Here is a 10,793-nt window from a genome sequence, read left to right as displayed (position 1 = left end):
GCCGGGCCCGCTGTTGCGACTCCCGAATCCCAAATCACCAATCCCCGCCAATCAGCTGATCGTGCCGACCAACTTCAGCCGCTTGTCCTCCGGCACTTCGCTGTAGGACAGGACCGACAGCGCGGGGACGCTGTGGCGGACCAGGCGGGCGAGGGCGGCGCGGACCTGCGCCGGCACCAGCACCACTGCCGGTTCGTTGCGCGCCTCCTGCTTGCTCACGCAGTCCGCCAGACTTTGGTGCAAGCGTTCGGCCAGTCCGGGTTCCAGCGCCGCGCCGTTGCCCTGGGTAGAGTCCTGCAAGACACGTTCCAATTGCGGGGCCAGGGTGAACACCGGCAGTTCCGGGGCCATGCCGGCGATCTCCTGGACGATGAACCGGCCCAGGGCGTTGCGTACGGCGGCGGTGAGTGCGCCGGGTTCCTGACTCTGCGGCGCGTGCTCGACCAGGGCCTCGACGATCTTGCGCAGCTGCCGCACCGGGATCTTCTCGATCAGCAGGTTCTGCAGCACCCGCACCACCACCGACAGCGGCAGCGCCTTGGGGGTGAGGTCCTCGACCAGCTTGGGCGCGCTCTTGGCCAGGGTCGCCAGCAGTTGCTGCACTTCCTCGTGGCCGAGCAGTTCCGGGGCATGTTCGCGGATCAGGTGCGAAAGGTGCGTGGCGATCACCGTGGCCGGGTCGACCACGGTGTAGCCCATGGTCTCGGCCTGGGCGCGCAGGTGCGGCTGGATCCAGGTCGCATCCAGGCCGAACGCCGGATCCTTGCCGGCGATGCCGTCGATCTTGCCGAGCGCGCCGCCCGGGTCCAGCGCCAGTTCGCGGTCCGGGTGGATGTCGGCGGTGGCCACCGGCACCCCGTGCACCAGCAGGCGGTAGGCGTTGGCGGGCAGTTCCAGGTTGTCGCGGATGTGTACCGGCGGCACCAGGAAGCCGATGTCCTGGGTCAGCTTGCGGCGTACGCCCTTGATGCGTGCCATCAGCTCGCCGCCCTGGGCCTTGTCCACCAGCGGGATCAGGCGGTAGCCGACCTCCAGGCCCAGCGGGTCGATCGGACGCAGTTCGTCCCAGCCCAGTTCGGCATTGGCCTGGGCCGCGGCCGCGGCCTGCGGCGCCGCCTCGGCGGCGGCCGGGGTCGGCTGCAGGCTGCGCTTCCACATCTTCCAGGCCAGCAGGCCCAGGATCAGCGCCAGCGTCAAGAAAGCGACGTTGGGCATGCCCGGGATCAGGCCGACCAGGCCCATGATCGCCGCGGCCACCGCCAGCGCCTTATGCTGGCCGAACACCTGGCCCATCATGGACGCGCCCATGTCCTGCGAGCGCGAGGCGCGGGTGACCAGCATCGCCACCGCCGAGGACACCAGCAGCGCCGGCAACTGCGCGACCAGGCCGTCGCCGATCGACAGCAGGGTGTAGGTGGAGGCGGCCTGTCCCACCGGCATGCCATGCTGCAGCACGCCGACCGCCATGCCGCCGATCAGGTTGATGAACAGGATCAGGATGCCGGCGATGGCGTCGCCGCGGATGAACTTGCTGGCACCGTCCATCGAGCCGTAGAAGTCCGCTTCCTCGCGCACTTCCTCGCGGCGGGCCTTGGCTTCCTCGCGGGTCAGCAGGCCGGCGTTGAGGTCGGCGTCGATTGCCATCTGCTTGCCGGGCATGGCGTCGAGGATGAAGCGCGCGGTCACTTCCGACACGCGCCCGGCGCCCTTGGTGATGACCACGAAGTTGATGATGGTCAGGATCGCGAACACCACGATGCCGACCGCATAGTTGCCGCCGATCACGAATTCGCCGAAGGCCTCGATCACCTTGCCGGCGGCGCCGTGGCCGTCCTGGCCGTTGATCAGGATCACGCGGGTGGAGGCCACGTTCAGCGCCAGGCGCAGCATCGTGGTCATCAGCAGCACGATCGGGAAGATGCTGAACTCCAGCGGCCGCTTCACGTACACCACCGCCAGCAACACCATCAGCGAGATGGCGATGTTGAAGGTGAACAGGGCGTCCAGCACCGGGGCGGCCAGCGGCACCACCACCATCGCCAGCATCAGCAACACGATCACCGGGGCGCCGAGCCCGTGCTTGATCATGTCCATGACTTTGCGCGTATTCATCTGCGCGGCGGGCTGACTCATGGCTGGCTCCCCGGGGCGAATTCATCCACTTCCAACGGCGGCAACGGCGGCATCGGCCCAGTGCGCCAGGCGCGCAGCTGGTAGACGTACGAGAGGACCTGCGCCACCGCGGAATACAGTCTCACGGGAATTTCCTTGCCGAGTTCGCCTTCCCTATACAAGGCGCGTGCCAAAGGCGGCGCCGAGATCACCGCCACCCGATGCTGCTCGCCGACCTCGCGGATGCGGAAGGCGATTTCGTCCACGCCCTTGGCCACCACGGTGGGGGCGCGCATGCGCCCGCTCTCGTACTTCAGCGCCACCGCATAGTGGGTGGGGTTGACCACCACCACGTCGGCCTTGGGGATGGCTTCCATCATCCGCCGCTGCGACATCTGCATCTGCATCTGGCGGATGCGGCCCTTGACCTCGGGGCTGCCGTCGCTTTCCTTCATTTCCCGGCGCACTTCCTCGCGGGTCATCTTCAATTTGCGGATGTAATTCCACTTCTGATAGGGCGCGTCGATCGCGGCCAGCAGTGCCAGCGCGCCGGCGGTGTACAGCAGCAGCCGCAGGGTGAAGCCCAGGCCGTGGCCGACGGCCTGTTCCAGCGGCTGCAGCAGCAGCCCGCGCAGGAAATCGACGCTGCCCCACAGGCACAGCATCGCGGCGCCGCCGACGAAGGCCATGCGCAGGATCGATTTCAGCAGTTCGGCGATGGTCTCGGCGCCGTACATGCGGCTCAGCCCGGCCATCGGGTTGAGCCGGTCGAACTTGGGGATCAGCGCCTGGCCGGAGAAGCGCAGGGTGCCCATCAGCACCGGCGCGGCGAAACTGGCGGCAAGGCAGATGCCGACCAGCGGCAACACCACCCAGAGCAGGTTCAGCAGCAGTTCGCCGAAATGGCCGAACATCGCCTCCGGATGGGCGCGCATCGACAGGTCCGGGCGCAGCGCCTGCTTCAGCCAGGACACGACGCCGGCGGTCAGCGAGGTGGACAGGCCCATCAGCGCGAAGACCCCGGCGCTGAACACCGCCGCCGTCGCCAGCTCGCGCGAATGCGGGATGTTGCCCTGTTCGCGGGCTTCGCGCAGGCGTTTGTCTGTTGGCTGTTCTGTGCGCTCTGCGCCTTCTTCGCTCTCGGACATCGGGGGATGCGCTCGGCCAGGATCGACCCTGCGCACTGCAAGGACCGTGCCGGTCCTGGCCCGACTCTCCGAGACTGCCGCGGCGGGGCCTTCCGGCCGCGGTCAGGCGGGCTGCAGTTCCACCCGGTCGCGGCCCAGGCGCTTGGCCTGGTACAGCGCCGCATCGGCACGCGCCAGCAACTGCTGCAGGGATTCGCCGGGCCGGTACCAGGCCACGCCGATCGAGGCGGTGATCGCCAACTGCCGCTCGCCGATGCGCAGCGGTTGCCCGGCGATGGTGGCGCGCAGGGCCTGCAGCCGCTCGCCGCAGCTCGGCGGCAAGCCGGGCAGCATCGCCAGCAGTTCCTCGCCGCCGTAGCGGCCGACCAGGTCGGCGTCGCGCAGATTGGCGCCCAGGCGCCGCGCCACCTCGATCAGCACCGCATCGCCGACCAGATGGCCGTGCTCGTCGTTGATCCGCTTGAAATGGTCCAGGTCGATCATCGCCACCGCCAGCGCGGTCTGTTCGGCCTCGCTGCGGCGCATCTGCGCGGCCAGCGCCTCGAGGATGCCGGCGCGGTTGAGCAGGCCGGTGAGGGCGTCGTGCGAGGCTTTCACCGCCAGCGCGGCGCGGGCGATCTCCAGTTCGCGCTTGTCGTGCTCCAGTTCCTCGGTGCGCCGCGCCACCAGGTCGGCCAGTTCGCGCTGGCGCTGGTGCAGGCGGCGCTCGCGCCAATGCAGCAGCGCCACCATCAGGCCGCCGCCGAGCAGCAGGTACAGCGCCAGCATCGGCTGGCTGCGCCACCACACCGGCGCCACCGAGAACGCCACCCGTAGGGGAGCCGAGGCGCTACGCCGGTAGGCGTCCAGCAACTGGATCTCCAGCACGTAGCGGCCCGGTGCCAGCGGCGGTTGCTCGAACTCGAAGTTGGGCGTATGCAGCCAGCGGGTGTGTGCGCCCTCGAAGCGATAGCGGAAGCTGATGCGGTTGCGCTCGTCGTACAGGTCCGGCGAGCCGACCGCGATGTGCAACGGATCCTCGCTCCAGGGCAGGCGCGCGCCCGCGGCGATGGCCACGCCGCCGCGACTGAACTCCTTGAGCGCCAGCCGCGGCGCCTGCGCCGGGAACAGCCGCGTCGGATCCTGCAGGTGGGTGACGCCGCGGCTGCTGCCGATCCACACCGAGCCGTCGCCGTCCTCCAGGAAGGCCGATTCGGAAATATCGTTCCAGAGCAGGCCCTGCGCCTGGGTCAGCCGCGACCAGGCGCGACCGTTGAACACGTCCACGCCCTGGTTGTGGCAGATCCAGATCCAGCCATTGCGGGTGCCGCGAAGGGTGTAGATCTGCAGGTCGCGCAATTGCGCATCGGCAGGCTGCAAACGCAGGGTGTCGCCGTCGAGCCGGCCGTGCCAGGCGCCGGGACCGTACAGGCTGGCCCAGGCCTGGCCGTCGTCCTGGACCAGCAGCTTGCTGAGCACCGCCTGCGATGGCCTGCCGTCCACGACCAACCGGATCGGGGTCCAGGTGTCGCCGCGCAGGCGGAACAGCCCGGCGACGCCGGTCACCAGCACGCTACCGTCCTGCCGCTGCTGGATATCCGAATACTCGCCGCCGGGCAGCGTCGACAGCCGTTGCGGCTCCGCGTCTGCATTCGCCTGCGCAAGCAGGTACACGCCGTCGTCGCTGAGGATCCAGACCCGGCCGGTCGCATCCACGAGCAGTTGCTTGGCGATCACCAGTCGCTGTCGGCCGCTGCTGCGCAGCGGCGGATAGACGCGCAGCAATCGACCCTGCGCGTCGTAGTGGCGCAGCACGCCTACCGAGCCGATGCTCCACAGGGTGCCGTCGGCGGCACGCTGCAGCCCGATCATCTGTGTGCCGTTGGCGCTGGCCCAGCGCTGGAAGCGCCCGTCTTCGCGCAGCCGATCGATGCCGCCCTCGTTGCCGGCCAGCAGATCGCCCTGCTGGGTGCGCTGGATGCTCCAGGTCGGTGCGCGGCTGATGCCCTGCGACACGTCCCAGTTCTCGATCCAGCCATAGCCGGTCCAGCGCAAGACGCCTTCGCCGTCCATGCTCAGCCACAGGTCGCCGGCCTGGTCGAAGCGCATGGCGACGATATTGCCCTCGGGCAGGCCATTGCGGCGGTCGAAGCTGTGCCAGCGGCCGTGCTCCCAGCGCGCCAGGCCTCTGTCGGTGCGCACCAGCACGCGGCCCTGCGGGTCGAGCAGGATCTGCGTGCGCCGCGTCAGCAGGCCCGGTCCGTCCAGTCCAGGCGGCGTCTGTTCCTGGAAGCGTGAGGCGCCGGCCGGCAGCCGCATCACTTGGCGCTCGCCGAGCACCCACAGGGTGCCGGCGCGGTCACGCACCGCGCTGCGCCAGACCTCGCGCTGCAAGCCCTGGGCTTGGTCGTAGCGGGTCGCGTGGCCGTCGGCATCGACCCGGCACAAGGCCTTGCCGCAGCCCAGCCACAGCACGCCATCGGCGACGAACAGGTCGTGGACCTCGGCCAAGTCCGGTTGCCGCGCCAGCGTCGCCGCGTCGAACAGCGGGTGCAGTTCCCAGCCGATGCCGTCGGCCTTGCGCGCGGCGCGCAGCAGGCGGCGCCCGTCCAGGACCACCGTGCCCCAGTCCGGCGCGGCCAGGCGCGGGCGGTTCAGTTGATGGTGCGACGGCAGGCGGTCGTGCTCCAGCGGCATCCAGCCCGCCGGCGTGCCGTCGTCGACGTAGATCGCATCGTAGGTGGCCATCCACAGCCGTCGCTGGGCGTCCTCGACGGCATCGGAGATGTAGTGGCCGCCGCGGCCCTGCAGCGGCACCTGCTGGAACTGGTTGCCATCGAAGGCGTACAGGCCGCTCTCGCTGCAGACCAGCAGGCTGCCGTCGCGGCGCTGCAGCAGGCAGGTGCCGGCGAGGCCGAGCAGACCCTGGTCCTGCGCGTAGTGCCGCAACGGGATGACCTGGGCCTGCGCGGCTCCGGCGCAGCCCAGTGCCGACAGCAGCAGCCATCGCAGGCATCGATCCATGACCCTGCGCATGCGGCGCTCAGCCGTCGCTGTGCCGCCGTGCGAGACGGCGAGGGCAGACACGAGCGAACGCGGACGAGCAATGGGGCATGGCGGGGGCGGTATCAGCAAAAGAAAGGGCGGGCGGCGGCGACCGGCAGTGTAAGGACGGGCGGCAGCGCCATCGCTCATCCAGGCGTCACACCAATGGCCTTCTGCCGGTATCGGCCGCAGTACGGCGCAGCTTGAGTGCCGGCTAGGCGGTGATCGCGCGCGCCGCGTCGAAGGCGGCGTCGAACAGACGCTGCACCGGCGGCCCCATCTCGCCGACCAGTATTGCCAGCAGCGCCAGACCGAGCACCACCGCCACCGGCAGGCCGAGCTGGATCGGGTTCAGCGAGGGCGCGGCCTTGGCCAACGCGCCGAAGGCCAGGTTCACCGCCATCATCGCCACAATCACCGGCAGCGCCAAAGTCACCGCACCGCGCATGATGCTCATGAAGAAGTTCGGTGCCACCGACGCCATCGCCTGGGCGTCGGGAAGGGCGGTGCCGATCGGCAGCGCCTTGTAGCTGTCCACCAGCAGCGATACCACCGCCAGATGCCCGTTGGTGGTGAAGAACATCAGCCCGAAGACCAGGTAGAACCACTGGCCGATCACCGGCGAGTTGACCCCGCGCAACGGGTCGGCCATCTGCGCAAAACCGAGGCCAGTGCTCTGCGAGACCAGTTCGCCGGCCATCGCCCCGGCCTCGAAGATCATCCGCAGCATGAACCCCATACTGGCCCCCACCGCCAGCTCCCGTGCCACGCTCAGCACCACTGCGGCATTGAACCCATCCCAGTCCGGCACCGGCGGCAGGATCGGCGCCAGCGCGATGGCCAACGTCCCCGACAGGATCACCCGTACCCGTCCCGGCACCGCCTTGGTGCCGACCAACGGCATCACCGTGAACATCGCCCCGATCCGCAGCATCGTCCACAGCACGGCCCCGATCATCGCGAACGCCCGCGACCCATCGACGACCATTTGCGTGGCGGCATCCATCAGCCCGAGGCCCCGGCAGACATCACGAAGGAACGGCCAGCACTAACTGCGAGACGCGGGCGCCTTGCAGCCGAAGACAGACCGGCGAACCCCCAAACAACCAGGGGCACAGCACGACCGGCAATGGAGCCAAAGCCAAAGCGGCTATAGCCGTAGCCGTAGCCGTAGCCGTAGCGGTCGCTTTTGCGGTTGCCGTCGTTTTTGCTGTTGTTTCGCTCTTGATCCACCGGGTCCCCTCCGCAGCGGCGGAGCTGGCGGGCAAAACCCCCCGCAGGGGGGCGGCGCACAGGGATGTGCGCCGTTTTCGGCCGGGGCAGGGCTCGCCGGGAAAAGGCGAAGCACTGCTTCGCCCCGGCGGGCGGGCTGGCGCCGCGAGGCGACTGCCCCGGACTTGGCTGCGAAGCAGACAAGCCCCGTCCGAAAATCCCGTCAGCGGAGCGGACCCGCGTAGCGGGCGCGAAGGCGGGGTGTGCTTTCTTTTGGTTACTTTTCTTTGCACAAGCAAAGAAAAGTGACTCGCCGCAAGGCGAAAGCTCTTGCTGTTCAGAAGGCTCGCCACAAGGCGAAAGCTCTTGCCGGTTCCCAGCCAAAAGCGATGCAGCAGCAAGAAGCGCAGCGTCAGACGCAGCCATCCCAGCTACCCAATCAAATGCGGAATACGCTGAAACAGCATCGTCGTGTACTCCACCAGATGCGCCAGCAACATACTCCCCGTCGCGAACAACATCGCCGTCAACGCCACCACCTTCGCGATGAACGCGATCGTCGGCTCATTGAGCTGCGTCGCCGCCTGGAACACACCGATCACCACACCCACCGCCAACATCGCCAGCAACAACGGCCCCGCCACCCACAACACCGTGATCAGCCCGCCACGCAACTCGGTCAACGCCAGTTCCGGACTCATCGCCTCAGACCCCGTTGAAACTGGCGGCCAGCGTGCCGACCGTCAGCACCCAGCCATCGACCAGCACGAACAGCAGGATCTTGAACGGCGCCGAGATCAGCATCGGCGACATCATCATCATGCCCATCGACATCAGCACGCTGGCCACCACCAGATCGATGATCACGAACGGAATGAAGATCAGGAAACCGATCTCGAACGCCGTCTTCAGCTCGCTGGTGACGAACGAGGCCACCAGCACCTGGAACGGCACCGCGTCCGGGCCGCTGTAGGTGCCGTTGCCGGCCATGCCGGCGAAGGTCATCAGGTCGGTCTCGCGCACCTGCGCCAGCATGAAGGCGCGCAGCGGCTGCGTGGTCAGCGTCCACGCGGTCTGGAAGTCGATCTGGCCGTTGAGATACGGGCTCATGCCCTGGCCCCAGGCCTTTTCCCAGACCGGCATCATCACCAGCGCGGTCAGGAACAGCGCCAGGCCCATCAGCACCTGGTTGGACGGCGTCTGCCCGGTGCCCAGCGCCTGCCGCAGCAGGCCGAGCACGATGGTGATGCGGGTGAAGGCGGTCAGCACCAGCAGCAGCGACGGCAGCAAGGTGATGGCCGTCATCAGCAGCAGGGTCTGCAGCGGCAGGCTCACCGGCTGCGCGCCGATCTTGCCGACGTTGACCTCCGGTAGCGAGGGCAGGGTGGGCGCGGCGTTCTGCGGGTTCTGCGCGGTCGGCGTGGTGGCCGGCGCCGGATTGGCCTGCGCCCAGGCGAACGCGGGCAGCAGGCTCAGGGCCAGCAGGATCAGCAGCAGGCGCAGGCGGCGAGCGTTGCGGTTCCAGAAAAACGGCATGGTCATTTGTCCTTGCGCAGCTTCTGCGCCAGAAGCTGAGCGAAATCGGGAAGCTGCTTGAACTGCTTGAGCGAAGGCAGGGTCGGCGCGGGGGCCTGCGGCAGCGGCTCGGGCAACTGATGCAAGGTGCGTACCCCGCCGGGCGACACGCCGAGCAACAGCTGTTCGCCATTGACCTCGACCACCACCACCCGCTCCTTGGCGCCGACCGCCAGGCTGGCGACCACGCGCAGGCCCTGGGCCGGGCGGAAGCCGCTGCCGGGCAGGCGCTTGAGCACCCAGGCCATGGCCAGGATCAGGCCCAGCACCAGCAGCAGCGCGAACACCGCACCGAGCAGGCTGGGCGCCGACGGCGCCGCGTTGCCGACGCCCGCACCGTGCTTTGCGGTCTGCGTGGCGATGGCGAGCAGCAAGCTCACCGCAGTCTCCGGATGCGCTCGCTGGGGCTGACCACGTCGGTCAGGCGCACGCCGAAACGGTCGTTGATGGTCACCACTTCGCCGTGCGCGATCAGGGTGCCGTTGACGTACACGTCCAGCGGCTCGCCGGCGCCGCGCTCCAGTTCCACCACCGAACCCTGGTTGAGCTGCAGCAGGTTGCGGATCGGAATGCGGCTGCGGCCCACTTCCAGCGACAGCGTCACCGGCACATCCAGGATCACGTCCAGGTTCAGGTCGTTGGACTCGGCCGTGGCATCCGGCTGCAGGCTGTCGAACTGGGCCGGCGCCGGCTGGGTGGGATCGGTCTGGGTCATGGCAGGTCTTCCTGGAGAGCGGGACGACGGCGCAGCGCGCCGGGGGGATGGGTGGCGGTGATCTTCACCGCGTTCTGGCCGCGCGAGATGCCGAACTCGCCGGTGAACACCGGGATGTTCTCCACGCACAGCGGCACCTGCTTGGGCAGGTCGATCGGGAGCACGTCGCCGATCTTCAACCGGGTCAGCTCGCGCAGGCTCATCTGCTTCTGCGCCAGCACGCTGGAAATGGTGACCTCCGAGCCGAACAGCTGCTCGCGCAGCATGATGTTCCAGCTTTCGTCGCGGTCGACGCGGTCGCTCTGGATGCCGGCGTCGAGCAGTTCGCGGATCGGCTCCAGCATCGAGTACGGCAGGGTCACGTGGATCTCGCCGCCGCCGCCTTCCAGCTCCACGTGGAAGCGGCTGACCACCACGTACTCGCGCGGGGTGACGATGTTGGCGAAGTGCGGGTTGACCTCGGAATTGATGTACTCGAAGTCCACCTCCATCACCGGCGCCCAGGCTTCGGCCAGGTCGGCGAAGGTCTGCTTGAGCATCAGCTGGATCACCCGCATCTCGGTCGGGGTGAATTCGCGGCCTTCGATGCGGGTGGGGTAGCGGCCGTCGCCGCCGAAGAAGTTGTCGACCACGGTGAACACCAGGGTCGGCTCGAACACGATCAGGCCGGTGCCGCGCAGCGGCTTGAACTTGATCAGGTTCAGGTTGCTCGGCACGTACAGCGAGTGCATGTAGTCGTTGAACTTGATCAGGTCGATGCCGCGCACCGACAGGTCGGCCGAGCGCCGGATCAGGTTGAACAGGCCGATCCGCCACAGGCGCGCGAAGCGCTCGTTGACCATCTCCAGGGTCGGCATGCGCCCCCGGATGATCCGGTCCTGGCTGGAGAAGTCGTAGTTGCGTGCTTCACCCGGCTCGGCCGCCGCCGGCTCGGTATCCACCACGCCGGCATCGACGCCATGCAACAGAGCATCGATCTCGTCTTGGGAAAGCAGGTCGGTCATCGC

The 10,793-nt window shown here is 68.3% G+C and carries 9 protein-coding genes; all 9 read right to left on the bottom strand.

The window, feature by feature from the left end:
• Positions 1-51: 51 nt before the first annotated feature.
• A complete protein-coding gene (gene flhA, locus GGR66_RS08845) occupies positions 52-2,112 on the bottom strand; it encodes a flagellar biosynthesis protein FlhA (RefSeq protein WP_184448123.1) in 2,061 nt (686 codons plus the stop codon).
• Positions 2,113-2,129: 17 nt separating this feature from the next.
• Positions 2,130-3,260, bottom strand: coding sequence for a flagellar biosynthesis protein FlhB (gene flhB / locus GGR66_RS08840; protein ID WP_184447979.1), 1,131 nt, complete (start codon positions 3,258-3,260; stop codon positions 2,130-2,132).
• Between the two features lie 102 nt (positions 3,261-3,362).
• Positions 3,363-6,263 (bottom strand): ligand-binding sensor domain-containing diguanylate cyclase, encoded by a 2,901-nt coding sequence (locus GGR66_RS08835; protein WP_184447978.1) that lies wholly within the window; start codon positions 6,261-6,263, stop codon positions 3,363-3,365.
• Positions 6,264-6,498: 235 nt separating this feature from the next.
• On the bottom strand, positions 6,499-7,290 hold the full coding sequence (fliR, locus tag GGR66_RS08830) for a flagellar biosynthetic protein FliR (RefSeq protein WP_184447977.1): 792 nt from the start codon (positions 7,288-7,290) through the stop codon (positions 6,499-6,501).
• A gap of 637 nt (positions 7,291-7,927) precedes the next feature.
• Complete coding sequence (locus GGR66_RS08825; protein WP_010343869.1) at positions 7,928-8,197, bottom strand: flagellar biosynthetic protein FliQ; 270 nt, start codon at positions 8,195-8,197, stop codon at positions 7,928-7,930.
• Positions 8,198-8,201: 4 nt separating this feature from the next.
• Positions 8,202-9,032, bottom strand: coding sequence for a flagellar type III secretion system pore protein FliP (fliP, locus tag GGR66_RS08820; protein WP_160967586.1), 831 nt, complete (start codon positions 9,030-9,032; stop codon positions 8,202-8,204).
• 2 nt (positions 9,033-9,034) lie between these two features.
• The gene (gene fliO, locus GGR66_RS08815) at positions 9,035-9,451 is read right to left on the bottom strand and encodes a flagellar biosynthetic protein FliO (protein WP_184447976.1); all 417 of its coding nucleotides are present in this window, start codon (positions 9,449-9,451) and stop codon (positions 9,035-9,037) included.
• On the bottom strand, positions 9,448-9,786 hold the full coding sequence (gene fliN / locus GGR66_RS08810; RefSeq protein WP_160967559.1) for a flagellar motor switch protein FliN: 339 nt from the start codon (positions 9,784-9,786) through the stop codon (positions 9,448-9,450). Before fliN ends, fliO begins: the two co-directional genes overlap by 4 nt.
• The gene (gene fliM / locus GGR66_RS08805) at positions 9,783-10,790 is read right to left on the bottom strand and encodes a flagellar motor switch protein FliM (protein ID WP_160967557.1); all 1,008 of its coding nucleotides are present in this window, start codon (positions 10,788-10,790) and stop codon (positions 9,783-9,785) included. Before fliM ends, fliN begins: the two co-directional genes overlap by 4 nt.
• Positions 10,791-10,793: the final 3 nt, after the last annotated feature.

The sequence above is a fragment of the Xanthomonas sp. 3498 genome (genome assembly GCF_014199795.1).
In the GTDB taxonomy this organism is placed as follows: domain Bacteria; phylum Pseudomonadota; class Gammaproteobacteria; order Xanthomonadales; family Xanthomonadaceae; genus Xanthomonas_A; species Xanthomonas_A rydalmerensis.
This window is presented reverse-complemented; position numbering and strand designations above follow the sequence as displayed.

Excerpts from the sequence above, each read along its gene's own strand:
- flhA (WP_184448123.1), bottom strand. The coding sequence starts at position 2,112 with ATGAATACGCGCAAAGTCATGGACATGATCAAGCACGGGCTCGGCGCC.
- flhB (WP_184447979.1), bottom strand. The coding sequence starts at position 3,260 with ATGTCCGAGAGCGAAGAAGGCGCAGAGCGCACAGAACAGCCAACAGAC.
- GGR66_RS08835 (WP_184447978.1), bottom strand. The coding sequence starts at position 6,263 with ATGGATCGATGCCTGCGATGGCTGCTGCTGTCGGCACTGGGCTGCGCC.
- fliR (WP_184447977.1), bottom strand. The coding sequence starts at position 7,290 with ATGGATGCCGCCACGCAAATGGTCGTCGATGGGTCGCGGGCGTTCGCG.
- GGR66_RS08825 (WP_010343869.1), bottom strand. The coding sequence starts at position 8,197 with ATGAGTCCGGAACTGGCGTTGACCGAGTTGCGTGGCGGGCTGATCACG.
- fliP (WP_160967586.1), bottom strand. The coding sequence starts at position 9,032 with ATGCCGTTTTTCTGGAACCGCAACGCTCGCCGCCTGCGCCTGCTGCTG.
- fliN (WP_160967559.1), bottom strand. The coding sequence starts at position 9,786 with ATGACCCAGACCGATCCCACCCAGCCGGCGCCGGCCCAGTTCGACAGC.
- fliM (WP_160967557.1), bottom strand. The coding sequence starts at position 10,790 with ATGACCGACCTGCTTTCCCAAGACGAGATCGATGCTCTGTTGCATGGC.